23 protein-coding genes are annotated in these 25,780 nt (G+C 65.7%); 12 read left to right on the forward strand and 11 right to left on the reverse strand.

Going from position 1 to position 25,780, the window contains the following annotated elements; translation table 11 throughout:
* The first annotated feature begins 363 nt into the window (after nt 1-363).
* The 3 genes from ABZ738_RS20300 (at nt 364) to ABZ738_RS20310 (ending at nt 6,463) form a co-directional block, all read left to right on the forward strand.
* Complete coding sequence (locus ABZ738_RS20300; protein ID WP_357215256.1) at nt 364-603, forward strand: tetratricopeptide repeat protein; 240 nt, start codon at nt 364-366, stop codon at nt 601-603.
* A 599-nt stretch (nt 604-1,202) separates the two neighbouring features.
* On the forward strand, nt 1,203-1,598 hold the full coding sequence (locus ABZ738_RS20305) for a CU044_2847 family protein (RefSeq protein WP_357215259.1): 396 nt from the start codon (nt 1,203-1,205) through the stop codon (nt 1,596-1,598).
* A 14-nt stretch (nt 1,599-1,612) separates the two neighbouring features.
* Nucleotides 1,613-6,463 (forward strand): trypsin-like peptidase domain-containing protein, encoded by a 4,851-nt coding sequence (locus ABZ738_RS20310; protein WP_357215262.1) that lies wholly within the window; start codon nt 1,613-1,615, stop codon nt 6,461-6,463.
* 105 nt (nt 6,464-6,568) lie between these two features.
* Here the strand turns inward: ABZ738_RS20310 and ABZ738_RS20315 are convergent, their stop codons facing one another.
* Both ABZ738_RS20315 and ABZ738_RS20320 read right to left on the reverse strand, forming a co-directional pair.
* Nucleotides 6,569-7,018, reverse strand: coding sequence for a hypothetical protein (locus tag ABZ738_RS20315; protein ID WP_357215265.1), 450 nt, complete (start codon nt 7,016-7,018; stop codon nt 6,569-6,571).
* A gap of 318 nt (nt 7,019-7,336) precedes the next feature.
* Complete coding sequence (locus tag ABZ738_RS20320; RefSeq protein ID WP_357215268.1) at nt 7,337-7,981, reverse strand: hypothetical protein; 645 nt, start codon at nt 7,979-7,981, stop codon at nt 7,337-7,339.
* Between the two features lie 155 nt (nt 7,982-8,136).
* Between ABZ738_RS20320 and ABZ738_RS20325 the strand changes: the two genes are divergently transcribed.
* From ABZ738_RS20325 to ABZ738_RS20335, 3 genes are all read left to right on the forward strand, one after another.
* Entirely contained in the window at nt 8,137-9,054 is a 918-nt protein-coding gene (locus tag ABZ738_RS20325; protein WP_357215271.1) for a tyrosine-type recombinase/integrase, read from the forward strand.
* 244 nt (nt 9,055-9,298) lie between these two features.
* Nucleotides 9,299-11,104 (forward strand): DUF262 domain-containing protein, encoded by a 1,806-nt coding sequence (locus tag ABZ738_RS20330; RefSeq protein WP_357215274.1) that lies wholly within the window; start codon nt 9,299-9,301, stop codon nt 11,102-11,104.
* Nucleotides 11,105-11,106: 2 nt separating this feature from the next.
* Nucleotides 11,107-12,126: a CBS domain-containing protein gene (locus tag ABZ738_RS20335; protein WP_357215608.1), complete on the forward strand. Its 1,020-nt coding sequence runs from the start codon at nt 11,107-11,109 to the stop codon at nt 12,124-12,126.
* A gap of 450 nt (nt 12,127-12,576) precedes the next feature.
* Here ABZ738_RS20335 and ABZ738_RS20340 read toward each other — a convergent pair whose 3' ends face one another.
* Nucleotides 12,577-13,377 carry a DUF3883 domain-containing protein gene (locus tag ABZ738_RS20340; RefSeq protein WP_357215277.1) on the reverse strand — a complete coding sequence of 267 codons (801 nt, stop codon included), beginning with the start codon at nt 13,375-13,377 and terminating at the stop codon, nt 12,577-12,579.
* A 681-nt stretch (nt 13,378-14,058) separates the two neighbouring features.
* Between ABZ738_RS20340 and ABZ738_RS20345 the strand changes: the two genes are divergently transcribed.
* The 4 genes from ABZ738_RS20345 (at nt 14,059) to ABZ738_RS20360 (ending at nt 19,961) form a co-directional block, all read left to right on the forward strand.
* Nucleotides 14,059-15,657, forward strand: coding sequence for an ISL3 family transposase (locus ABZ738_RS20345; protein ID WP_357215280.1), 1,599 nt, complete (start codon nt 14,059-14,061; stop codon nt 15,655-15,657).
* Between the two features lie 275 nt (nt 15,658-15,932).
* Nucleotides 15,933-18,629 (forward strand): BTAD domain-containing putative transcriptional regulator, encoded by a 2,697-nt coding sequence (locus ABZ738_RS20350; protein WP_357215283.1) that lies wholly within the window; start codon nt 15,933-15,935, stop codon nt 18,627-18,629.
* Nucleotides 18,626-19,537: a DUF2637 domain-containing protein gene (locus ABZ738_RS20355; protein ID WP_357215286.1), complete on the forward strand. Its 912-nt coding sequence runs from the start codon at nt 18,626-18,628 to the stop codon at nt 19,535-19,537. The genes ABZ738_RS20350 and ABZ738_RS20355 overlap by 4 nt, the downstream gene beginning before the upstream one ends.
* A gap of 184 nt (nt 19,538-19,721) precedes the next feature.
* Nucleotides 19,722-19,961, forward strand: coding sequence for a hypothetical protein (locus tag ABZ738_RS20360; protein ID WP_357215289.1), 240 nt, complete (start codon nt 19,722-19,724; stop codon nt 19,959-19,961).
* 24 nt (nt 19,962-19,985) lie between these two features.
* Here ABZ738_RS20360 and ABZ738_RS20365 read toward each other — a convergent pair whose 3' ends face one another.
* Nucleotides 19,986-20,750 (reverse strand): hypothetical protein, encoded by a 765-nt coding sequence (locus ABZ738_RS20365; RefSeq protein WP_357215292.1) that lies wholly within the window; start codon nt 20,748-20,750, stop codon nt 19,986-19,988.
* A gap of 187 nt (nt 20,751-20,937) precedes the next feature.
* Here ABZ738_RS20365 and ABZ738_RS20370 point away from each other — a divergent pair, with 187 nt between their 5' ends.
* On the forward strand, nt 20,938-21,594 hold the full coding sequence (locus ABZ738_RS20370) for a hypothetical protein (RefSeq protein ID WP_357215294.1): 657 nt from the start codon (nt 20,938-20,940) through the stop codon (nt 21,592-21,594).
* Between the two features lie 166 nt (nt 21,595-21,760).
* The gene (locus ABZ738_RS20375; RefSeq protein ID WP_357215296.1) at nt 21,761-21,928 is read left to right on the forward strand and encodes a hypothetical protein; all 168 of its coding nucleotides are present in this window, start codon (nt 21,761-21,763) and stop codon (nt 21,926-21,928) included.
* Nucleotides 21,929-21,999: 71 nt separating this feature from the next.
* Here ABZ738_RS20375 and ABZ738_RS20380 read toward each other — a convergent pair whose 3' ends face one another.
* From ABZ738_RS20380 to ABZ738_RS20410, 7 genes are all read right to left on the reverse strand, one after another.
* The gene (locus ABZ738_RS20380; protein WP_357215299.1) at nt 22,000-22,656 is read right to left on the reverse strand and encodes a hypothetical protein; all 657 of its coding nucleotides are present in this window, start codon (nt 22,654-22,656) and stop codon (nt 22,000-22,002) included.
* Nucleotides 22,657-22,851: 195 nt separating this feature from the next.
* Nucleotides 22,852-23,247 (reverse strand): hypothetical protein, encoded by a 396-nt coding sequence (locus ABZ738_RS20385; RefSeq protein WP_357215302.1) that lies wholly within the window; start codon nt 23,245-23,247, stop codon nt 22,852-22,854.
* Nucleotides 23,244-23,909, reverse strand: coding sequence for a hypothetical protein (locus ABZ738_RS20390; RefSeq protein WP_357215305.1), 666 nt, complete (start codon nt 23,907-23,909; stop codon nt 23,244-23,246). Before ABZ738_RS20390 ends, ABZ738_RS20385 begins: the two co-directional genes overlap by 4 nt.
* On the reverse strand, nt 23,909-24,328 hold the full coding sequence (locus tag ABZ738_RS20395) for a hypothetical protein (RefSeq protein ID WP_357215308.1): 420 nt from the start codon (nt 24,326-24,328) through the stop codon (nt 23,909-23,911). The genes ABZ738_RS20390 and ABZ738_RS20395 overlap by 1 nt, the downstream gene beginning before the upstream one ends.
* A 25-nt stretch (nt 24,329-24,353) precedes the next feature.
* Entirely contained in the window at nt 24,354-24,686 is a 333-nt protein-coding gene (locus ABZ738_RS20400) for a hypothetical protein (RefSeq protein WP_357215311.1), read from the reverse strand.
* On the reverse strand, nt 24,683-25,147 hold the full coding sequence (locus ABZ738_RS20405) for a hypothetical protein (RefSeq protein WP_357215314.1): 465 nt from the start codon (nt 25,145-25,147) through the stop codon (nt 24,683-24,685). Before ABZ738_RS20405 ends, ABZ738_RS20400 begins: the two co-directional genes overlap by 4 nt.
* Before the next feature lie 90 nt (nt 25,148-25,237).
* Nucleotides 25,238-25,732: a hypothetical protein gene (locus ABZ738_RS20410; protein WP_357215317.1), complete on the reverse strand. Its 495-nt coding sequence runs from the start codon at nt 25,730-25,732 to the stop codon at nt 25,238-25,240.
* Nucleotides 25,733-25,780: the final 48 nt, after the last annotated feature.

Below are 25,780 nucleotides of genomic sequence, written 5' to 3' on the forward strand. Positions count from 1 at the left end.
ACCCACCAGGCCCGACCCGACGAGACGACTATCGTTCAGCCTGAGCCCACCGGCGCCAGGTAACCAACCCTCCGGCAAACCGGGGGAACCTCACGCCTCTACACCACCATCAGCGACCTCCGTACCCTCCTGCGCGACGCCACCGGACACACCGTCATCGACCGCTACGACGACCGCTACCGCCTCAACCCCGACCAGGCACACGTCGACCTGTGGCAGCTCCGGGCCGCATACACGCACGCCACGTCCCGCCTCAACGCCCCGACCACCGCATGGCAAACAGTCATCGATACCTACACCGGCGACCTCGCCACCGGACACACCTGGCCATGGCTCGACCCACACCGCGAAACCGCCCGCCGCATGGTCCTCGACGCCTACACCACCCTCGCCACCACCGAAACCGACCCCCACCGGGCACTCACCCGACTACAAGACGCCATCGAGATCGACCCCTATAACGCCGACCTACACCACCGCGCCGCCACCATCCTCACCCAAATCGGCGACTACACCGCCGCCGATCGCCTCATCGACCGCTACAACCGACGCCTCACCACCGCCGGCCTCGACACCACCAGCCACCACCACGCTCCGCCCTAACGACAACGGGTACAACTCGCCTGACACGACGAGTGGCGTCGTCCAGCTACGCCAGCCATGTACGCGGAGCACGGCGTGGGGCACATAGCCAGCTTCACGGGGACGCGAGGCCAGGGGCACCAAGCAGTTAGGGCCAGCCCTGTCGCCCAACGCCACCCGTTTTCTGGGCACCATTCGCAGGGGTTGTCGGCGTACAGGTCCGAGCGCAGAGGTAGGTACGGCCGCACGGACACACCGGCGCCGAGTTCGGTCTACGTCCAGCGACACGCCTCCTGGCTTGGCGCCGATGCGAGTCGGTGACGTTGAGTCATACTGTTGCTCGGCTCAGCCCGTTTCCTCGGCCCGCGGATTTGCCGATGAGCGCGCACCGGATTTGGATCCAGCCGAGGTGCTGTGAGGCTCTTGAACGCCGCGCGTGACGGTGCATGGTGGTGGACGCAGTGCTACTCCCAGTGAGCTGGAATGTGTCCGGATGGTTGATCGCGTATCCGGCGTTGTTGCCTCGGGCGCGGCTGAGCGGATGGTCTTCAGGGGTTTTCGGAATTGCTGTCGGACTCCGGATTGGTTGGGGTGAACTAGATCTGGCATGGTGCTGGCCTATGGCTGGTCAGGTGATCGCGGTGCGTGTAGACGGCGTCGAAGTGCTGGTGGAGACGGCGCGGGTAGTGGGCACAGAGCCGACGTCGATCGGGGATCGGGCGCAGCAACAGGTGATCGATGCGTTCGAGCGGGCGCAGGAGGCGATCATCGCTGTGTCAACGAAGGTGGCGGGGACGGTACGGCAGCTGGCCGCGCGGGGAGCCCGGCCCGACAAGGTAGAGGTGGAGTTCGGGTTAAAGTTCACCGCGAAGGGCGACGTCATCGTGGCGAGCGGCGCGGGCGAGGTGGCATTGAAGGTAATCGTGGGGTACGACCCGCGATCCGGCGCCGCTGATGCCGGGGCGCGCCGGACTGACGATGACGAGGCCGACGACGAGGCCGACGGGGTGTCGTGAGCGGCGATCTACGCGTGCCGGACTATCTGGGCCGGGTCCTCAACGCCGGCGGGGTACCGATCGGCACGTGTTTCCAGGTGTCGCCCGGCGTGCTGGTGACGGCGTGGCACGTGCTTGATGCGCTCTCGGCCGGCGAGGTCGACGCGATAGTGGCGGTCGATGCGCTGAATGGCGGCACCGCTGTCCGTGATGCGCGGGTGGTGCGGGTCGCTCCGGTTAGTGACCTGGCGGTCCTGGTCACCGATATGCCGCTACCGGGGTCTGTAGCCGGCATGGCCACAACTGATGGGGTCCCGCTACTGGCCGACGTAGTAGTGGTCGGGGTGGTGCAGGTTGACGACGGTCCGTGGCAGTACCGGTGGCTCGCGGCGGCTGGGCAGTGGAAGTCCGGGACGACCCGCGATGACGCGGTGCATTTGGGGCGGTTCACTTCGACGGACGTGCTGCCAGGGATGAGTGGCGGCCCGGTGCGGCGGTTGGCCGATGATGTGGTGGTCGGGGTGGTGTCGGGCCGGTATAACGCCGGTGACGGCTGGCTGGCCGGAACGGTGTGGGTTGCGCGCGTCGAAGATCTGCTGCCGCTGCTGGACGGGCTGGCCCGGCCGGTTGTCCACAGCTGGTTGGAGGACGCGGTCGCCTTAGGCTTGGACGCGACACGGAGGCGGCACGCGTGGGCGGTAGTCGCTGAACACCGAAAGCTGGCTGTTGGTGGTGTGCGGACAACAATCGGTGACGAGTTGTCCGGTGGACTCAAGCTCGCGTTCGCCGACCGGCGCGAGCAGCTCGCTGGGGCTCTGCTCGAAGCGGGTACTCAGGCATCGGCTCTGCTGATATCTGGTGAGTCCGGCATCGGTAAGAGCGCGTTGACGCTATCGACCGTCGCAGAGCTTGAAGCTGTAGGCCGCGCAGGATTCAACGCGGTGGTGGTGAATCTCCGCAGCCTGCCGCAGTCGAGCTTGGAGCTTCGTGCCGCGCTAGGGATGCCGATGGAGGACGTGCTCGCGGAACTATCGGCACGAAGCCGGATCCTGGTTGTCGACGCCGCTGATGCTGCACTGGAGCAGTCCGCCGGTATGTTGAGCGACCTGGTGCTTGCTGCGGCTGCCGCGGGTGTTGGGGTCGTCGCGGTCACGTCTGAGCTGGCATCCAGCTTCGTGCGGGAGCAACTGGAACTGGGCTTCGGGAAGTCCATTTCATCCTTCACGTTGAAGCCGCTGGGCGACGAGGATATTTCGGTCGTTGCGGACCACTTCCCGCTTTTGCGTGCGGTCCTGCGAGACTTGTCTGCGAACTCGTTGTTGCGACGGCCTATTGTGTTGGACCTGCTGGCACGGACCGGCTTGGAGCCCGATAGCTCACTGGGTGAGTGGGAGTGCCTGCAGTTGGTGTGGCGCAGGGTTGTTCGGGGCGACGGGCGACCGGGCATCGGGTCGGCGGAGGCGCGTGAGCGGACGTTGCTCGCGGTGGCCGCTTCGACGATGCAACTGCCCAGGGACCGACAACCTAGTGCCGGCATAGACGCTGGGGCAGTCGATGCGTTGCGCCGCGATCACCTGCTCGCGCCCGCGAGCCCATATCAGGACCAGCCAGGGTTCGCGCATGACGAAGTCCGGCGGTATGCGACCGCCATCCTTCTGGTCCGCGCCCAGAACCCGACTGAGTTGCTGGAAGCAGCTGGCGTGCCCCGGTGGACGCTGTCAGCTGCCACGTTGGCATGCAAGGGACTGCTTAAAGCACCGGGCGCTCGACCCGCCCTCGTGTTCGTTCAACTACTCTCGCAGTTCAAGCCGTTCGTGGCGTCGAATGGACCCCGATGGGCGGACGTCCCCGTAGAGGCCGTTCTGGAGACACCGTTCGCGTACGAGTGCCTGAAGGCGGTTTTCGCGGATGAGTCCCTTGGCCTGGTGCTCGGTGACGTGGTTCGGGTGGTTCAGCAGAGGCACAAGGCCAATGCGTTGGTCGACCCTGTTGTCGCCGCCCCCGTCGTGCAGATTCTCCTTGATGAAAGGGAGCCGTGGAACGTCTCGAAGCCTGCGTTCGAGCTGCTCGCGGACTGGTTGCAGTCCCTGTCCTTGGCAGACGTACCGGCAGGGAACGAGTTGCGCATCAGGCTGCGGGGTCGCCTCCTTGCCTACTGGGAGTCGTTCCCTCCGCGCAACACCAGCGGTGACCGCCTGCCCAGGGAGATGTCTGAGCGGCGTCGACGTCGACGTGAGTTGGATTATCACCTCACCAAGGAAGAGTTCGTCGAATCCTTAGCGCTGCTCGGGCCCGACATCGACGAAGCAGCCGAAGCGTGCCTTCGGGCCATCGCCGACGGCGCGCCGGCGTTCCTGGCTCCGGCTGCCGACTCGCCGTTGAGCGCCCGAGCCGTGGCGCAGAAGGACCCAGAGCTGTTGGCGACGTTGATGGAGGCCTACTACATCGACGACGAGCGCAGCTGGCACCGCGATGAGGGCGTCCGAGGGCATCAAGGGCGCTGGACCGGTATTGGAGCACCGTTCTTTCAGTATTACTTCGGTGGATTTTGGCAGCTGTTCCAAACCGCAACATTGCGGACATCGGTGAGGGTGCTGAACAACATCTTGAACAGCGGTGCACGGGCGCGAGTTGAAACAGTGTCCCGGCTCCACTCGCCCGACGTCTTCGCTGGGCCGGTCGCCGAGCTGAGTGAAGAATTCGAGACCGACGCCGAAGACGCAGACGATGAGGGCGAAGACCGAGGTGCCGTCCTCAACCTCGACGGCACCGCCCGCTTGTACGTGGGCGACAGCCACGTGTGGAGTTGGTATCGAGGCACATCGGTCGGTCCCTACCCGGCGATGAGCGCGCTCCAGGCGATGGAACGCGTCGCTGATTATGTTTTGAGCCAGGGTGCGTCGCCGAGGAAGGTCATCGACATACTCCTAGAAGGATGCGAGAATCTCGCGGTCCCGGGGATGCTCTTCGGTCTGCTGGTGCGCCACGTAGAGAACGTCGACAGCGAGCTGGACCCGTTCCTCGCCGAGCCGGTCGTCTGGGAACTGGAGTTCGCCCGCCGGACGAGTGAGTACTCCGGGCTACGCGCAACAACTGAAGGGCTAGCGAACCTGGAACGCCGCCAGTGGACACCGCGTGAGGTGGCCGCGTGGCTGGTGACTCACGGCGGGGAGGCGCGCATTCAGGCGTTGAAGAAGGTCGCCGAGCAGCTCCTCGAGAACGGCGGCCGGCTCGGCATCAGCCAGGAGCTTACGAAGAATTGGGCTGCAAGCCTGGACTCAGACCGGTACCGAATCACGCAGCATGGTGATGAGTACTACCTTGAGGTCGTTCCGCCACCTGAGGTGCAGGCCGCGCAAGAGACGCACGCGGCGTACCAGGAGATCGTGCAGACCACCCTGAGACTGCAGAACCGGTACTGGGGCTCGGCCAAGCACGATGCCGACTACGTCCCCCCCTCCTCGGAGGAGATCGCGACAGACCTGGCTGTCGGCCGTTCGTTGCTCGAGTCCGATGGAAACCTGACGCCGACCCGGCCTGTGGACGCGGTGGCTCACGTCGTCCGGGCAGCGGCCGAACGAGCCGCGGTCGGTGACATGATTGCGTTGGGCGACGAGGCGAGCTTCGCAACCGAGTTCGTTCTCGGGGTTGCCTTGTCGTTCCAGGACGCCGAGGACCAGCGCCATGAGGGCCAGTACTTCGACCTAGGCGCCGACCGAGCCGTGGCCCAAGCCCTGCCCACGTTCATCACACCTGCTATGATCGCCCCCCTGCAGACGGCGGGACGCTTAACCGATGATGTTGTCAGGGCCGGCCTTGCGATGGCAGGCAAAGCATCCCTGGAGACGCGGCTGTACTTAGCGCGCGGATGCGATGTCGTCTGGACGGCGCCGTGCCACGGCGACCCGTGCATCCACCGGAGCGCGTTGAACTGGATGGTCGAGACCGCTCGTGCTGCCGAAATCGGCCCATGGGACCAGCACGGCCAGCGGCGGTCAAACGTCCAGATTGTCGGCGACGTCGCTGAACGCCTTCGGGAGTTGGCCGGCGATTCCATCGACATCGCCGTGCTCGACTCGGCCATTCGCGGACTCGGCGCAGCCGCCTCCTCGGACCACTGCTGCACCGACGACGCGGCCACGGCGCTCGCCAGCCTTCTCGAGGTCCAGCGACGCGCCATGGTCGCACAGGAAGACAAGGGCTGGACCGCGGACCACCAAGGGACACACACCCTCGTCGCCGCACGAGCCCTGCTCGAGGGCTTCGCAAAGAACGGCGACGTCAGACCGGTGCTCGAACACCTCGATGTTCTTCGCGTGGACGCAGGACTGATGGCGAACTTCCTCCACGGTTTCGCGGCGGCCGGCGCAGAGAACGAACGCCTGGCTGAGGCTGCCCGCGGTGTCTGGCCATCGTTGCTGCGCCACGCCACCGGGTACTTGAGCGACGACCCGAGCCCTTACCAGGACCACCACTGGGGCGATTGGGCCGCTGCTGCCCTCCTGCCCGACCCGCTTCCATGGACGCAAGGCCTGTATAACGAGGTCATCGGTGCACCCATCGACTGGGTTCGCGCTGAAGACCTCGTCGAGCTGATCGACGACTGGTTACCCGCCGCCCGCGGGGAGGTTAAGTGCGTTGACGGACTCATCGGCATCCTGCGGAAGTTGCCGGTGGAGGTGCAGGTCAATCGAGGCCTGCGCTGGGTGTCCGATCTGTGCATCCAAGACGGGCGTGTCACAGTCAAGCAGTCCTGGCTGTCGAACAACTGGCTCAAGGAGATTCGCAGCACGGCGGAGGAACTCGGTCGACTAGACGAGTGGCAGATGCTCGTCGATTCATTGGCCGTCTCAGGGAACGAAGGACTGGCGCCGTACAGCAGATGATGTCTCAGGCTCCCTATCCGAACCCCGATTGGTTCTCGGAGTCACACAGACAGTAGCGCGCTGCACCATCCGAATCTGCCGCCGATGGTGCGTGCTGAGGGTGGCTCAGTCGAACCAGTTGAACAGCAGGTCTCCGAGCCGGCTCGGCTGGTGGTAGGCGACATCCCGGCGCTCTGGCTCGGTCAGAAGATGCAGGTGCCGCTCGTGGGGCGGCTGATCAAGCTCGGCCCTGGTGGCGACCCGCAGCCCTGCGCGGCGGTAGATGTCCCCGCCGGGCACGTCAACGAACACTGGGTTGATCATGTGGGGGTCTTGCTGTTCGGCCGCAGCGACCAGGACCGCGGCGTTGAACAGGATGCTCAACGGCTTGGCATCACGCAGTCGCACACCGACCCGGTAGTGGTTTCGGCCGACCGTCGGCTCCTCGACCGACGTCGTGACCACACCGTGCAGTGCCCTGGCGCTGTCGCACACCATGGCCAGCCAGGTGGCACCGGCCGCCCGATCCAGGTGCGGCCGGGTCACTCCCGCCCGCAGCAGATGGATGATCTCCACGCCGACAGCTGGGCTGCTGTACTGGCTGCTGTACTGCCGGGAAGGGCAGCGGTCGGGACTATCGTGCCTGGCGTTTCGGGGCACGGATGGCGGCCTCCAACCGCAGGCCGGTCCCGACGAGTACGAGTAGCCAGGCCAGCGTAAATGGACGGTCGGTGGTTGTGCCGAGAGTCAATAGGGCGATGAGCAGTCCGACGACGATTGCGGCGGTACCGACGTTCCGGAGGGGTGATGGTGGTCAACACCCGGCTGAGTTTGCCAGGGCACATGGCCGTGCAATCATCCGGACGCACTGATCTAGCCGCAGACCGAGTGTCGTTACGAGCGGACGAGATCGTAGGCCCGCGCCAGGTCGTCACCCCACGACATGGCGTGGTCACGCTCGAACGCCCGATACAGTCGGTCGCGGACCGTCTCACTGCGCAGCCAGGTGACCAGCGTGGTCGGCCTCCGGTCCGCGAAGTTGAGTCCGTTCACAGTGTCGGCAAGGTGGCGGTCTGCCGCCGAGCTGTGCGTGACGTCCCAGATACCGAGGAATCGCGTGACGCTTTCACCGCCGGCGACGACCGCGTCGAGGAAGGTGGTCGGGTCGAGGAACGACCCGACCTGCGACGGGTACGTCGCCAGCAATGACCGCCACACCGCATCCAGGTAGCCGTCAATTGCGTCTTGCTCGGCTTCAGGCCAGGTGTGCCACTGCCCGCGACGCAGCTTGCCCAACACGATCGCTGGGTCGAGTTCCGTCGAGGTGGCCAAGCGCCCCAGCAGCAAGGGCAGCAGACTCTTCAGGTCGTCACAGCTGCCGACCGTATTGCCGAGGCTGATGGCCAAAGAGAACAAGTCATGACCGTCGACCGGCACCTGCCCCCGGCAATGCGGGCAGCCATCGAGCACCGCCCTGTCCGGGTACCGGACGAACGCATCCCGGAGTCGTGCCACCGCCACAATCAGATCGCCGTCCACCGGCCGATCCTCGCAGCCCGCACCGGCTCAACATCGGCGACCTCGGCGAGGAACACGCCACCGCCTCTTGCGCGGGGACCACGCTTGATCAGATGCACGCACATGCCGCTCCGGGTGGACTGGTGTTCATCACCGGTGGTGACGCACGGTGGTATATGGCTACCTCTCCTGCTCCCGTCTCCCGTGTCGTACCGACCGACCAACTCGTCGTACACGCCGCGGTATCGGCCTTCCTGGGCCGCTACCGTGGCCAGACCCGCGTGCACACCGAGTCCGACCTGCGTGTCTTCCTCCGGTGGTGCGCCGACCACGACCTGGACCCGCTCGCTACAACGCGGGTGGACATCGAGCGGTACGTGCGCTGGCTGCAAGACATCCGCCGGTACCAGCCCTCGACCGTCTCCCGTCGGCTGTCCGTCGTGGTCGGCTTCTACCGGGTCTGCGTCATCGACGCCATCCTGGAGCACTCACCGGCCGACTACGTCCGCCGACCCACCGTGCCAGCCGAATCACCGACCCTCGGACTGGGGCACCTACAGTTCGAAGCCCTGATCACCACCGCCCGCAACTCCTCGAACCCGAACGACTTCGCCCTGGTCGCGCTCCTGGGCCTGCTCGGGCTGCGGATCTTCGAAGCCTGCGGGTCGAACATCACCGACCTCGGCGAGGAACACGGCCACCGGGTCCTACGCGTACGCGGCAAAGGCGGCAAGGTCGTCCTCGTCCCACTACCACCAGCCGTGGCCCGAGCCATCGACCGGGCCGTCGACGACCGCAACGCCGGGCCGATCCTGCGCAACATCCATGGTGGGCGGATGGACCGGCACGCCGCCACCCGCCGACTCAAACACCTCGCCCACACGGCGGGCATCCGGATGCCGAGGATGCACCCGCACATGCTGCGCCACACGTTCGTGACTACCATGCTCGACGCCGGCGTCAGCCTCCGCGACGTGCAGATCGCCGCCCGCCACGCCGACCCGCGCACCACCATGCGCTACGACCGCGCCCGCAAGAACCTCGACCGCCACCCAAACTACATCCTCGCCGCCTACATGGCCTCCGGAACATGATCAGCCACTCACGGCTTTGCCGAGTTGAGTGGGTCGAGCTGGTCGCCGTTCGGGCTGCGGTCAGCCTAATCCGCCCTCGTTGAACAGCCGCAGTCTGCGGAGGCGCGAGCACAGTGCTGTTCGATGGGCTTAGTCGATCGCCAAGGTGAATCTCCGTTGTGGACGTCGCGTCCTTGACAACCAGAGAGGCAGATCGATAACCTGTCCGGTCGCTCTCTTGACGAACTCCCAGGGGGATCGCTCGATGGCTCTCGATAGTCCGAAGCTGCAGAAGTTGTTGAAAGATATCGAGTCCGGAGTCTTGCAGCTACCGGACTTTCAGCGCGAATGGAAGTGGGACGACCAGCGCATCCGGGAGCTGATCGCGACGGTCACCCTGGACTACCCACTGGGCGTCGTCATGACGCTCGAGACTGGTGGCAGAAAGCCGTTTCGGCCGCGCACACTCACCGGTGCGGAGGCCGGTCGATCAATTATCCCCGACTTGTTGCTGCTGGATGGTCAGCAGCGGCTTACCTCCCTGTTTCAGGCCCTGCACCTCAGCCAGCCGGTGCGGACCGTCGACGATCGCAACAAAGAGCTCGAGCGCTGGTACTACGTGGACATCACCAAGGCGGTCGGTTCATCCACGGACCGGGACGAGGCCATTGTGTCCGTGCCGAAGGATCGGGTCCTTCGATCGAACTTCGCCCGGACCGTGCATCTCGACCTCAGTAGCCGGACGCTGGAGTGCCGAGCGAGGCACTTTCCACTGAGTGCCGTATTCGACAGCGACCGGGTGACAGCCTGGCAGAGAGAATTCGTCCTCATGGACGACGCCAACTGGGACCTGTGGGCCCAGTTCGACCAACGTATCCTGCATAACATCCGGTCGTTTCAGATCCCTATGATCAAGCTGGCTGCTTCGACCACCAAGGATGCGGTGTGCTCCGTGTTCGAGAGGGTAAACACTGGCGGCGTCCCGTTGAATGTGTTCGAACTCCTGACCGCGACATACGCCGGCGACCACCAGTACGAGAAAGCCCACGGCGACTACTACCGATTGCCGGACGCGTGGCATGACATCAAAAAAAGCCTGGCGACCTCGTACCCGGTTTTCGGGCGCATTGAGCAGGGAATCGATGACGGGCTGAGCCGCAGCGATTTTCTTCAGGCTGTCACGCTCGTCAACACTTGGGAACGCAAGAGGGAGAAGCTGACCATGGCTGTCTCCTGCAAGCGGCGCGACCTGCTGAATCTACCACTGGACGACTTCATCCGCGTAGCGCCGCGGGTGGCGAGCGCGTTCGAGTGGGTCGGTGAATTCCTCAGTGAACAGTTCATTGTGCGCCAGACCGACCTGCCGTACCGGACTCAGCTCGTACCTATGGCCGCGGTGCGGGCGATCCTCAGCGAGCGGACAGATGAACCCGACATCCGAGACTTGATCACCCGCTGGTATTGGTGCGGCGTACTGGGGGAGATGTATGGCGGGGCCACCGAGAGCCGCTTCACCCGCGACGTCGAGCAACTCGTCGCTAGGGCGACGGGCGTGTCGCACGTTATACCCGACACCATCACGGAGGCGGCCTTCCTGGCCGACCGGCTGGACACCTTGACCACCCGCAACAGCGCGGCCTACAAAGGTATCTACGCGCTCCTCGTCAAGCAGGGGGCGGTCGACTGGTACCACAGCGAAGGTCCGCTCACCCCAGGCACCCTTCTGCAGCATGCAGTCGGCATCCGGCAGGTGTTTCCGAAGCAGTGGATCGCCCGCCACGTCCCTAACGACAACCGAGGCAACTCAATCGTGAACAAGACACCGCTCTCCTACCGGGCGAGCAAGAGCTTGACCGGCTCACCATCGGCTTACCTCCAGGTGCTTGCCCGGGAGACAGGTACGCGACCCGAATGGTTCGATGACGTGGTCGCCACCCACGTAATGAATCCGGCCGCTCTGCACGTGGATGACTTCGAAGGCTTCTACGCCGATCGATCATCCCGCCTTGTGGAATTGGTCAACGAGGCCATGGGAAAGCGCACCGTCTTCCGCGACGAGTCGGACCGGTGAGCATGGTTGATGCCCGCCGCCCCAGCCGGCAGGAACTACTCGCGCTAAAGGGGCGAACTCTGCGGATCCCCGAGCTACTCGCGATGTTCGGCGAGCGGGTACGCAACTACCAGACCGTGCCAATGATTCAGGAGGCGCTACATGAGGTGGGGCTTGATACCCACCCGTCGTTCACCACTTGTGGACTTACGACCGACATGCTGGTCGTCACGCAGAACGCGACGCCAGTAGCCGAGGACGAAGCCGGAGAGGAGGTGCAGCCTGGTGCGCTGCCCCAGCAGTCGTTCAAGGTTGGCGATATCCCCTCGGCCCGCACGGGAATCGCCTCTGTCACGTCCAGTGCCCTGCTCAGCGCCGCTACCCACACGATGCGCCAGAAGAACTACTCGCAGCTGCCTGTGATTGATGGCCTCGCCGACCTAAAGGGTGTCATCACATGGAGCTCGATCGCCGCCCGGTACGAGATGGGCGAGACACCGACCCTCGCCAACTCGATGGTCCGAGACTCTATCCCCATGGCCGAAGTGCATCAGGAACTCTTCACTCACCTTCCTGAGCTCCGGCAGTACGGCTATTTGTTAGTCCGAGAAAACAGTGGCAAATGTGTTGGCATTATTACCGGTGCCGATATTGCCGGACGGTTCCACAAGCTCGCGCTACCCTTCTTCCTCGTCGGCGAGATCGAGTTTCGCCTGCGGCTGTGCCTTGGGCCAAAGCTGACTGGAGATCCGGTCCGAACATTGAAGGGCCCGAGCCACTCGGGTGACTTCTCGAAACTGATGTTTGGCGAGTACGTCAGGTTGCTGGATGGAGATCAGCCGAACGAGAGGCTGCGTCAACACGCCAACGACAACTGGAATGTCCTCGGCTGGGGTGGGGTCGACCGGGTTCAGTTCGTAGCCCAACTGAACCGGGTCAGGGTGATACGAAATCAGATCGCGCACTTCGACGAACAGCCGCTCAGCGCGCAGCAGATCGACGAGCTGAGCGAGTTCTCCTGGCTGCTCAAACAGCTTCTCTGACGTCGCGCCGCCCCGGCTGCGGCTGGCCGGGGCGGGTCAAGGGGTAGAATGAGGTCTGCCGAGAGTAGTTGGCGGCTGACGATGACATCGGCGACCTGCAGGGCCGCCGCGGAGGGCTTGATCCGGTGCTCACATCTGCCGCAGGAAAAGTGCGTTCGATTCCGGTCATTCGTTACTCTTCGTTGACGCAAGGTTCTCAAGCGTTCCCAGATCGTCGAGTTTCCCGCCAGCATTTGGATGCCACAGCAGGCTGATCCGTTTGCGCGTGGCCTCGGACAGCATACTGCGTTCAATTGGAAGATTGGGGGGAACCCAAAACGTCTTACCTCTTCGCGTTCGCCGGCTGTCCTTTTCTTAAGTTTGTCGGTCGACGCGAGAACCGTGGTTGGACGATGGCCTGTGATCGATTGTGTATCGCATAAGCCATTTTTGGTCACACCTGGGCCGCGCCTAAACTGGCACCGTGTAGGCGTATTGTGTTGGTACCAGTAAGGCATTGTCGATGAGCCACGGCCGAAGGCATCGCTCCCGTCCACCGAAGCATCGGATCTGATCAGCGCGGGCGTCGATGCCGATTTCCGAGACAATATAGAGCGCATGCTGCGCGCGGCACGCCTGAGTGGCTTGGTTGTGCCGTACCTCATTTGGAGTCAGGGTTACTCGTTCGCCAAGACTTTGCGTACCTTTCACTTCGACGTGGAGGGCCCCCTCCGTCGGGTGCATGCATTCAAGATCGAATCCCAGCTTAAGATGTCCCACCCGCGTAACAACCCAGTCTAGTTCTCTGAAATATTTAACCGCGAGGTCCTCGGCGTAGAGTTCAATCGCTCTATTCGTCGCAGCGTCAGCCTGGCGGCCCTGAGCGCTTTGCCTGGCTGCCGACGATCTTGCTGCTATCCGTAGGTCGGCGGCATCATCGCCGAGCTCATCCTGGCTTGCCGCCGCTTTGGCTGAGGCGGCGATACGTCCGTTCGGGCCCAGCATTGAGGGCGAGCGGGAGATTCCTGATGCTTTCGAATTTGATCCATGTGTGCCTTTGCTTCGAGAGAAGCCAAGATCAGTTGCCAGTTGGATGCGGTCCTCATCGGAGAAGAACCGGTCCATCAGTGACTTGACCGCCCGTGCGCGGATTGACCAGTCGGCAAGTACCGCTGCTGCCTCCAGCGTAAGGCCACCGGACGGATTTTGTGATTCGAGCGAGTCTATTGAAGGCGCATAAGGCCACTTCGCGTTACCCTCGATACCCACCACCTCCCATAACTCGCAAGTGCGCAAGTCCCAGAATGGATACTGTGGATCCGGTTCCGGAAGCGGACGCCCGTATCGCTGCTGTATCGATAGCATCCCACTGCGGAACTCGCGCCACTTTGCCATTCGCAGTTGTGGGCCACCAGTCTCTATTCGGCTAATAGTCCACAATAGGGCCAAAGGCTTGTATCGGGTCGTCAAGTGCTCGAACCCGTGATGTTCCAACCCGTCAAGGGCAGAAAAGAGGTCGGCTGACGTCATTCTGGCCATGTGGCGCTGGTTCTCCTCATTGGAAGAGTGCAGGCAGTTCCGGCGGTGCGAGCGAGCTATTGATTGTTTCTTACGTGCCGCCGCCATTGAAGGGCCGTATCGATAGATCCCCGCCAGCCAACCGGCCGATGGACAGCTCATGGTCCAGTTGTGTTGCCGTGCCCTCAACGAAGGTGCGCTAGGGCCCTCAACTGCTCGCCGAGCCCAAATGCACATCCGCCATGATCACGTTCACGGATCTGCCGCATACCGCGCGCTGTCTTCGGGTGGAGTGCACCGCCGGCCGGACTTCGGTCTGGTCATGGAGCTTGCGCGACAGGCGCCATCGGCCCTTTCGGCACGTCGATCTCTGTACGCTCCGGGGCTCTGTCGCTGATCTTGTGACGGCAAGTAGCGAGCGCCAAGATCCTCGCGGTGCAGTCCACATTGCTCAAGGTTTTCCCGCATCTGTCTGGCGTCGTCATCGAGGCGATCGAGCGATCGGCCGCGATGATCGTGTTGCGGGCGCGGCCGAGGGCACGTGGGAGTCGTTGTCCGCACTGCAGCACGACCTCGGTGCGTATGCATGGCACGTATCGGCGTCGGCTGGCCGATGCCGCGCTCGGTGGCTGCGCCGTGGTGATCGATTTGTTGGTCCGGCGCTTCAAGTGCGTGTCTCAGGTGTGTCCGGCGGTGACGTTCGTCGAGCAGGTGTCAGGTCTGACCCAGCCGCACGGACGGCGGACGCCGGTGCTGCAGCAGCAGCTGGCGCAGGTCGCGGTCGCTCTCGCGGCCCGGCCAGCGGCTCGCCTCGCTCGACGGCTGGGGCTACCGGTCGCCAAAGACACCCTGCTGCGGCTGGTGCGTGCGTTGCCGGAGCCGCCCGTCGGTGACGTGCGCGTCGTCGGTGTCGACGACTTCGCGCTGCGCCGGCGTCGCATGTACGCCACGATCATCGTGGACCTGGAAACCCGTCGTCCGGTCGAGGTACTTGAGGGACGCGACGCCGGGCCGGTCACGGCGTGGCTGGCAGAACACCCTGAAATCGACGTGGTGTGCCGCGACCGCGGCCGGGCCTATGCCGAGGCCGCCCGAGCCGGTGCCCCGCAAGCAGTGCAGGTCGCCGACCGGTGGCACCTGTGGCACAACCTGTGCCAAGCGGTGGACAAAACCGTCGCCGCGCACCATGGCTGCATCAAGGCGGCCTTCACCCCGACGCAGCCACCGGCGCAGAATCCGGCGCCGCCGCTACCAGACGCGCACCTTGATGTCCGGGGCCGACCCCGCGTAATGGCGGCTCGAACCGCCGAGCGATACCAGGCGGTGCAACAACTCGTGGCGGCCGGCCGTTCGCTGCGAGGCATCAGCCGAGACCTTCAACTGGACTACTACGCGGTACGTCGCTACGCCCGTGCCGCGAGCCTCGACGAGCTCGTCGCGACGGCGATCCACCGCCGCTCCGTACTCGATGCGTTCAAGCCCTACATCTACGAGCGGTTCACCGAAGGCCAGCGCAACGCCGTGCAGCTGTATCGAGAAGTCCGCCAGCAGGGCTACACCGGTAGCGCCAGTACCGTCAATCTCTACGTTCACCTGCTCAAACGCGGCGTGACCGCCCCACCTGCACCGCGTCCGATCCCGGCTCCCCGCTCCGCGGCGACCCTGCTGCTCACCCACCCCGACCGGCTACCACCCGAGCAGACCGGCAACCTGCACGATGTCCAAGCGGCATGCCCGCACCTGACCGCCGCCGGCCAGCATGTGCGCGCCTTCGCCAAGATGTTGACCAACCTCACCGGCCAACAACATCTATCCGAGTGGATCGACAACGTTCGGGCGGACGACCTGCCCCACCTGCGGCAGTTCGCCGACGGACTCCGAACCGACTACGACGCCGTCCTCGCCGGCCTCTCCACACCGTGGAGCTCGGGCCAGGTCGAAGGACAGAACACCCGGGCCAAGCTGGTCAAACGCCTCGGCTACGGCCGCGCGAACTTCGACCTGCTCCGCAAACGGATCCTGCTTCAAGCGTGAAACATCGTCACAAGATCAGCGACAGAGCCCGCTCCGGCATACCTGCCTGTGCAATCGGTCCTGTACGTCGACAGGGGTTCACCCGTCGAGGTAGCTGTCCGGCGGACGTAGACCGAGTCTGACTCTGCGCGTGCCGGCAGCTCGATGACCTGCGGTTGTGAGGTCGTGTATGAAGTTGTGAGGTGCTGTCAGGTCCATCGACGGCGGCAGTGGCCCTCTGCGCTCCTACGGTCTCGGTGTTAGCAACCCGTTGCCGGATCAGAGGGAGACAGGTCATGGCGAAGCGTGCCTCAACTGCGGTCGTACGCGCCGGCACCACTGTTCTCGCGCTGGCGCCGCCGCTACTGCTGTACCCGGGCGGCTGGCCCGCTGCCGATAGCGTCTCCATAGGTCAGTTGCGGGCGTGGGCGCACGAGCCACTGACGCCCGGTTTTCTGCTGACACTGGGGCAGGCGGGTGCGTGGCTGCTGTGGACATTCCTCGTGGCCGCCATCACCGACCACGTCTACCGACACCTCACCGCCCGCGTGCGGTGGCGACTTCAATTGCGCCTACCCGGCCCCTTGCAGGCTCTCTCGGCGGCGCTGATGGGCACCACTGCGGTCACCACCGCCGCTCTTCCCGCCACCGCCCAGGACCGCACCACGACAGACGCCGAACGTTCTCCGGTCACACCGCGTGGGGCTGACGAGGAAACCCCGGCCAACATGGCGCAGACTCAGGAGCCACAGGCCGTCGTCGCGACCTTGTCTAAAACTCCGGACACCTCGACAGCCAACGTCCGCCCCGCCGTGTCGCCCACCCGCGACCGGGACAGCATCGACGCCGTCAGGTCACACCATGGGGCGCCGGAGATGACAGTCCGCGTTGTCACCGGTGACAACCTGTGGGGACTCGCCGCCGAGCACCTCGGTCACGCAGGCCGCTGGCAGGAGATTTACAAGCTCAACCGAGGACACCGGCAGACCAACGGCTACTCCCTCACCGACCCCGACGTCATTCACGTTGGATGGAGTCTTGCTCTCCCCACCGATCAAGACCCCACCCGGGACACCCCCGCGCCCGACACCCCCGCCGCACCTCCCACTTCGACACCAGAGACACCAGAGCCGCACCCACCATTACCGTGCACGAGCACACCGAGCACGTCAGACGAACCGGCCGAGCCCGGCATTCCCGCGCCGGACACCGATCGGCCCCACGATCAGCGCGACAACGCGACGGGGATAGCGCTGCCGTCGCAAGGCTGGATCAGCCTCGGTCTCGCCGCCGCCATTGCCTCCGTGGCTGCCCTTTTACACCTGCAACGACGCCGCCACGCCCGCCTCTTTGCCCCGGCACCAGTCAGCACCGCGCCGCAGCCGACCCCGCTACCACCGTCCCTGGCCTCGACCAACACGACCGCCATCCGCCATCTCGACCCCAGCAGCCCCGCCACGACCGCCACGCCGGCACCGATCGGCATCGACACCGACGCCGCCGAGATCAGCCTGTTCCACCTGCCCGGCCCCGGCATCACCCTCCACGGTCCCGGAGCCATCCCGGCGGCCCGCGCCATCCTCGCCGCCGCCCTCACCACCAACGCGACCGAAACCGCCGCCCTACGGCCCGAGGTCATCACGACCACCGACCTGCTCACCCAACTCCTACCCGAAGGCGCACCGACGGTCGGGCTCGATCCCGACGGCACCGCCTACGACGGAGAACGGCTCATCGTGCTCGCCGACACCGCCGCCGCCATCACCCACGCCGAAGAGGAAATGATCGGCCGCCGACGGCTGCTCGACACCTTCGACGCCGAGACAATCACCGACCTCAACACTCGTATCGACCACGCTGAGACCCAACCCCCGTACGTGCTACTCATCGAGTCCAGCCGCCGGCACGCCGCCCGTCTGGAGGCCGTCGCCGCCCACCACTCCGCCCTGGACCTACACGCGGTCATCCTCGGCGACCACGACGCCATCCCCACCGTCGAAGTCACCGCCGAGGGCACCGTCACCAGCGACACCCCGTACCCGGTGGCACAGCTGTCCACCCTCGGCGCAGACGACCTCACCGCAGTTCTCGCCATGCTCACCGACACCTTGGCCCGGCCTGAAGCCGGCACCGACGTCGACGACCCGCCCACCGAGGCCCCGCCAGCCGCGGCGCCTACCAAGGCGGCCGAGCCAGTACCAGCCCAGCCCGGCGACACAGCGGCCCTGGTCCGGCTCCAGGTACTCGGCCCGGTCACCGTCAGCACCGCCGCCGGCCCCATCGCTACCGGAATGCGCAGCGGCTCCTACACCATGCTCGCCGTCCTGGCCGCCCACCCCACCGGCCGCACCCTCGACCAGCTCGCCGCCGGCCTGCACCCCAACGTCGACCCGACCGCCGCCGTCAAACGCGTGCGCACCGACATCACCTCCGCCCGGCGAGTGCTGCGCACCGCCACCGGCCACGACGAGCCCATGTTCATCGTCTACGACCCGGCCACCAGCCGATACCAACTCGACCCGCAAACCGTCACCGTGGACCTCTGGCAGATGCTCACCGCCATCGACCAAGCCACCACCACCGACGACGAAGCGGCCATGCTCACCGCGCTACGCCGGGCCACGGAGCTGTATGGAGGTGACTTCGCCGAAAGCCACGACCACACCTGGGCCACCGACTACGCCACCACCTACCGCCACCAGATCCTCACCGCCTACGCCCGCATCGCCGAGATCCTCGAACCCGACCATCCCGACCAGGCTGTTGCCGCCCTCGAACGCGCCGCCGACCTCGATCCCGTCAACGAGGAGCTGTACCAGCGGATCATGCGCATCCACGGCCGACAGCAGCGGCCCGATGCCGTCCGGCGCACCCTGCGCCGGTTGGAAAACCGTCTCGCGGACCTCGGCGACGCCGAACCGTCCCAGGCCACCCGCCGCGTCGCCGAACGCCAACTCCGACCCGTCGCCCCCGCCGGTGGAGGACGGCCATGAACCACCGTCAGCTCCAACGAATGCAGTGGGCAGTGCGCGCCACACTGGTCCTCGGCGTGGCCGCCTCGGTCACCGCGAACATCCTGCACGCCCAACCAAACCCGATCTCCCAGACCATCGCGGCATGGCCACCCCTGGCCCTCCTGATCACCGTCGAGCTGGTCACCCGCATACCCGTCTACCGCCGCACGCTCGGCGCCATCCGGATCGTCGCCGCCTCGGCCATCGCCGCCATCGCCGCCTGGATCAGCTACCACCATATGGTCGGAGTCGTCGCCCGCTACGGCGAAACCGGCACCGTCCCCTACCTCCTGCCGCTCTCCGTGGACGGGCTGATCATCGTCGCGTCGGTATCGCTCGTGGAACTCGCCGCCCGCCGCCGCGAAGCCGAACAAACACCGCACGTCGTAGCGACGCAGACCCCACCGGCACCATCTCCCGGTCAGCCCATCGAGTCGACACCCGTCGAGACCATGCCCGGGATCAGCGACACCAGGCCAACCGGTCAATGTCCGCTGTCCGAACCTCCTTCCCTAAAGGCCGATGCCGACGAGTCGGCCCACGGCGGGCCTCCTGACGCTGCCGGCCACCGAGACGACGACCGGGAAGCAGACGGCAGCGAGACTGGTGCTGACCTTGATACGGAACCTGACGATGACGACCCATCCGACAAGACCGATGACATGGACTTCGACCTCGCCCCGGACCTGGTGCCACTCCTGCCCGCCGCCCGCGCGGCCCGTGACGAGCTGACCCGAGAAGGCCACACCGTCAGCCGGGATGCCCTTGCCCGGCGGCTACGCCAGAACGGCCACTCGATCCGCAACAGCGCCGTCTCACAACTGCTCGCCACGCTGCGCCAGGAGACGCAGCCGGTCAACGGCACTCGGCCCACGGCGTCGGTATAGCGTGCCGACTCAGCTCACCGCAGGATCAGACACGCGAGGAGGCCAACCGTGGCCGAACCTGCCCGAGCGGCCAGCGCCGCCCGCCCACCCACAGCACTGCCCGCCCTGGTGTATCGACTGCCGCCACGACGACGCCGACCCCTTCTCACCCCGAGGACTTCTACACCGAGTCGAGGCGGACACCGTGCACGTCTACGACCGGGCATGCCTCCTCGTTGAGGCACACGTACGGGTCAAGTACTGGGACAAGACCCCGAGCTGGATCGGCACCGATCCAGCCGACCTGGAACGCCCCTACGTCGAGTTCAGCGTCCCGACCGAGGACGACCTACAACTAAGTCTCAACCCCGAGCAGACTCGTCGCCTCGCCGCCGCCCTGCTTCACGCTGCCGACGTGGCCATCCGAGGCGACGCCCCGCAGTAAGTGGATGCACTTTAGTCGGATGATCTATTGGCCGAACGTCCGATCCAGCTCTCGGTTGAAGGCATTGGCAGCATCCTCATACTCGCGGATCTCGCTCGCATACTTGAGGCCAATCCGGTCATGCAACCACTTGTCGAAGTCGCCGGCAATTCGCGCGTAGCCATCAATCATGGAAACAATTTCAAGATGATCACCCTGACCCGCAATCCACCTCTTAATCTCACTGTTCCACCTCGACCATTCCAGCAAGGGTTGACACAGAAGAACAAACGTCACCGAGAATGACTGCGGGGAAAAGTTCTGTTGACTCTGGGTCACGGGTAGGCGGTGATGCGTTAGATAGTTACGAAGACCGCTCAGGAAGGCGCTCGGAGTGTAGTCGTCGAAGTCGGCCCTGACCCTTGCGGCATATTCGGCGGTGAGTGCCGCGTCATTACTGAAGTGCTCCTTCATGAAACTGCGCTGCTGATCAATACGGGTACTCAACGCCGTAAGGACGTTGTGGAGCAGCCTTTCAACCTCAGAGAGTAGGTCGTCGTGTACTTGAGGGTTCGATATGTCGAAGATTGGGAGCGAGAGGGAAGGATCTTGCAAGCGAGCGATAAGGGCGTTGTACTGCGCGACGTTGGCCTGAAGCACGTAGCCGACGCGACGAACGTAGGCCATTAGTGCAACAGCACGGTAGCCGGGAGAGGCGTTGAGTTCGTCCTGCCAGACAAGCAAGTGAGGACGGTCGGGTTGACCATCGACAGGGGAAACGCGGGCGTTCGGCAAATCTTCGATCGACACGTGAACATTCTCGCACGCATGCGCACCCAACCAAAGTAGCCAACTCGACCTGACTTGCAGCCGTCGGCTCACCTAGCCGTATAGCGAAAGGAGTGGTTCGGATTCTTGTGGCGAATGGGTCATCTATCCCACCAGCCTGCCGCAGTCGCTGGCCACCATGTCTGACCTCTCCGGTACGATGCCCGCCGTGATGAACCTCCCCCTTCTCGCTATCACGAGTGCCTCGGAGCCTCCCAAGTGGACGGAGATTGGCGGATTCTGGGTCGGCGTCGGGGCTGGCCTGCTTGGGGCGTCCATGGCGGCTGTTGCTTCGTGGGTGGCTTACCGCTCGAACCGACCTAAGCGCCTCCTTCGCTGGCAGTCGAAGATCAAGCCAGTCACCGACGACAACATGAGAAAGGTCGGGCTTCGCGTCTTTTATAAAGAAGAAGAGCTAAGAGGCGCACTGGTAGCTGAAGTCGACATCACGAACGCCTGTCGCAAGGATTTTGTATCCTCCGACTTCGAAGACGGCAAACCTCTTGAGATTATAGTTAAAGGCCGAATTCTCAATCTGCTCAAAACGGAAGTGAAGGGAAGCCACGCCCCGCACCCTGAAATCGAGCATATAAACACCAATGATGGCAACGTCATACGCATCTCGCCGTGCCTGATTCCTGCAGGTTCCTCACTGCATTTCCGTCTTCTCCTAGCGGATGACACGGGGGCCACCATCATCCAGCACGCTGTCTTCACCGGCGAGAGGATCGTCGGGAAGCTACCTGGAATCCGACTCGTAAGTCCGCTGCGCGATGTAGTCGTGAAATCGGACAACAAGGAAGTCACCGGGCTAACGCGGCGATAGTTCCAAGGTCATGGGGTCCATCCTCGCGTTACCTCGAACAACGCCGTCAGTTGCAAAACTCTGGCCTGGCAGCGGCGGCGGTCTTGATCGCGTCGTCGAGGTCAGCGTGGATAGGCACGGCTGCCCGCACGGGCACCACGCCGAACGCTGCCAGAAGGGACCACACATGACCGACACAACGCCCGGCCTCCGCACGATCGAGGTCGCTGACGACGTGTACGACGTACTCAAGCGCACCGCCGACAGCCGAGACACCGACATCAACGGCGCGCTGCGCTACCTGATCGAGGTTCCGACGCCTCGGCCCGCCGCCGAGGACGACGACGAAGACTGAATCGCTCGCAAGACAGGTGCCGCCGAGGCCGGGCTGACCCGACTCGGCGGCACCTGTCGTACTCAATCCGTTTACTCCAAAGAGGCACCGCTCGACGCGTACGCGGCGGCAAGCAGTCGCTGCGCCGTGCGCTCGGTTATGCCGAGCTGCTGAGCGAGCGCGACACCGAGGCCGCGCCGGTCGAGTCCAGCGCGGTCGGCCTCGGCCACGAGCGCGATGGCGGCGGGAAGCCGAGGGTCGTCGGCGTACGGGTGCGGTTTGCGGGCACCGGTGGTGCCGGGGGTGCGGCCGGTGGACTGTCGGCCCGTACGGGCGTCGGCCACGGCCCACACGGTGTGCCGAAACCACAGACGGCGCACCCGCCCGTCCGGCAGCGTCTCGACTCGGTCGGGGTGGTCGTACAGGGTGTCGGGCAGGTTGCGGTACGAGCCGTAGCCGAGGACCCTCGCTGCGGCACCGGAGCCGAGGAGGTCGTCGGAGGCGCCGCGGCGGTCGACCCTCGTCAGCTCGGCGCGCTTCGCGACCTGGTGCGCGGCGTGGAACGCCTCGATGTCGTCGAGCCAGAACCACTCCCGCCCATCATGCGAGAAGCCTTCGGGGAAGCCGAACCGGGCGCGGTGGCGGTGCCAGTGGTTGACCGTGGAGTACGCCGCGCCAGTGTGCGCGGCGACTCCGGCCCGGTCGAGGGCGGGCCGTCCGTCGATCACGTGTCGTGCCACACCGTTCATCCTCTCCCGGGTTCTTCGTGGCCTGCGCCGTGCGGTCGAGGCGAGGCGAGCAGGGCGCGCGGTCGTAGGATCGGCGGTACGCCTGGCTCGGGCAGAAGCGGTTGTGTGGTCCGCAGGTTGGCCTGAAGCGGGGCGAGGTGGCCGGTCGGGATTCCACGCACCCTCGGGTGTGCCGCCGGCCACCGACCCGCCTCGTTACGACGGCGGACGCAGCACCCGCCACGTCGCCTGCGCCATCAGGTGTATCGGTAGTGCGGCGAGTTTCGCCTGAGTAGCGGGTTTGATCGCGTCATAGACGGTCAGGATCGCGGCGGCGGTGGTCGCGTCCACCACCACCCCGTCGATCTTGCGGAAGTTGCCGCCCTTCGCCTCCCGCAACAGCTCGATGACGCGGGAGTCGCCAGCGGTCGCATCGTCGGGAAGCGCCTCGATCTCGGCCAGCGATTCGCAGTCCGGGCAGGTGACGAGGTGCGGGTCCTCGGTGACGCGGCTCAACGGCACGTCGCCGGTGCCGCATACCGGCCCTATCCGGCGGCGGCCCTTCGCGTGCGTGAGGGCGGGCCACCCGTGCCGCCCCGTGGTGTCGGTCATGGTGCCTCCCCGGTCGGGTGGGGCCAGATGCCGAGGGGGTGGCCCGGCGCGATCCGGCCTCGGCCGGGGGCGAGGGTGTCGAACACGTCGGAGTACCGTTCGTGGAGTTGGCCCCGGGTGCGCATGAGGTGTTTGCCTCGGGTGAGCTTCGCGGGCAAGGCGTCGGCCACTCGGCCGATCAGCCCATACAGGTCACGGGCCTCGATAAGGTCGGCGCATCCCTGGCACGCCGACCATCGTTCGCCCCACGCCTGGGTGAAGGCGTGCTCGGTGTCGGTGCGCCGGACGCGTGCCGCGTGGTGCCGAGACTGGTAGTCGCCAACCGCGACCACTCGGGCGGTAACTCGGCGGGCGTCGGTGACCTGGTTCGCGCACCGGTAGATCCAGGCGGCGTCGGATGCAGTGCAAAAGTCGCACTCGATGATCGGGTCAGGGATCTCGGAGATGGGTGCAGGCTCGGGGCGGTGGTCGCTGCGCTGGCCGCGCTGCTCGGCCGCGTGCAGGTACTCCACGACCATGCCGAGGTTGTTGAAGCGGATGTTGAGCGCTCGGCGGCAGCGGCGGCAGTAGAGCGACTCCGGGACCGGCGCCGTGCTCCCGTCGAGCGCTGCCGCCTCGGGGAGTCGGGCGGATTCCTCGGAGTGTGGGGAGTGCGGTGGCATTACTGGTCGCCTCCCTTCTGGCGGCGGGTGAGCTGCGGCCGGGTGGGGTTGGCGGGGTCGAGGGTCAGTCCGAGGCGCAGGCTCGCGAGGTCGACCAGCCGCCGCAGCAGGCTCGCCGTTCCGGTGCTGAGGTCAGCGTCGTAGTCGTGGGCGATGCGGCAGGCGTCGCGTACCGCCTCGGCCGCTGTGGTGAGTGCGGCCTCCAGGGCGGCGCGGTCGTCGGCCCGGGTGGCTCGCCTGACGTTCTCGGCCGGGTAGGTGCGCTCATCGCCGGTGGGAAAGCGGAGGGTATAGCGGCGGGCGTAGGTGGTGTGCGGGGTGGAATAGCGGACATCGGTGACGGTGCCGAGGCGGTACTCGACCAGGTCGGTCGGCGTGATCACCCGGGCGTTGTCGCCGTACTCCAGAGACCGGTACATCGGGACTCCGTTCAAGGGGTGAGGGCTAGCTGATGGGGTGGTCGACTTCGCCGCCGCCATTGACCTCGAACGCGATGAGACGGTCATCGGTCTCGGTGGTGTCGGCGTGCAGGTATAGGTCGTCGGCGCGGCGTTTCAGTCCGATGGAGACCCCGTGCAGATCGAGCACTACGTAGGCGGTGCGGTCCCCGGGCTCGCCGGGGTAGACCCGCAGGTTGAGCCGGCCGATCACCTCGGCGCACACGGGGTCGACCGAGCCGAGCAGAGCCAACGCTCCCGCGAGTTGCGGGCCGCTGAGGGTGCGTTGCCCGTCGCTGAAGCCGTCGGTGTTCTCTGACGTGGCCGTCCCGGTCGTCATGCCGGCCTCCCCTCGTCGGTGGCGTGCTCGTCGGCCGGTGGGGTGGGTGGGAAGGCGGGGAGGATGCTGGCGAGGGTGCTGCCATCCGGGTCGTCGGTGAGGGCGGCGCAGGCGATGAGCGCGACTCCGGCAGCGGCGGCTTGGGCCGGGGTGTACCGGACCCGTACGGCGCGGGTGCCGTCGAGGGTGGTGGCGCGGACCTCGACGCGGCTCGCCTGCCAGGTGGCGACGGGCAGCCGCTCGTCCGGCGTCGCGTTGACGGTGCCGCGCAGCGCCTCGCGGAGCGCGGCGCGCAGGTGCTCGCGGCGGCGGGCGGCGGTGGCTTCCCACCTCGACGCCGCTTTCTCGTGGGCAGCGCGGGTGTCGCCGGTGGCGACCGCCGCGCGGGCGTGGAAACGTTCGGCATTGCCGGTGGCGTGAGCGAACTCGGCGGCAAGGTCGAACAATCGGTCTGGATTCATACGGGTGCTCCGTAGCGAGTCGAGGGGATGTCGCCTGCGGTGCCGCGCGGTCCGGGTGGGACCGTGACCGCGCGGCACACCGGGCGACGGTCAGGAATGGGCGACCGGCGGGCCGGCGGCCCCGTCCGGGGTGGCCTGTCGAACGGCGGACCCGGTAGCGAACGGGGGTGCGGCCTTTACGTGCGGCAGGCCGGGTTCGAGCTTCTGACCGATTCGGTCGAGCACGATCGCCCCGTTGGCGGTCATGTGCGCGCCCACGGCGAGGGCCTGCGCGCCGGTGAGCAGCACGATGAGGCGGCGGGCCGAGGTGTCGTGCACGTACAGCTCGACGTGGCCGTTGGTCAGCGGTCGGACCGGCATGAACCGCTCGACCTGCGCCGCGCCGGGCAGTCCCGCGCGGATCGCCTTGACCAGTTCCCGCCAACGCTCGTCAACGAGTGCGTCGAATCGGGCGGCGCGTTCGGTCAGGGTGGCGTGTTCGGCGTGGCTGGTGGAGTGTCCGGCCAACGCGCGGGCGACCTCAGCCCGCGCAAACTGGGCGCACACATCGTTGACCAGCGCGATCACGGCCGAGTCGGTAGGCACCGAGGCGGGTGGTGGCGCGACGACCGGCTCGGTACGGACTTTCGCCGT

It is taken from the genome of Micromonospora sp. NPDC047793, from assembly GCF_040642635.1.
Taxonomy (GTDB): Bacteria; Actinomycetota; Actinomycetes; order Mycobacteriales; family Micromonosporaceae; genus Micromonospora.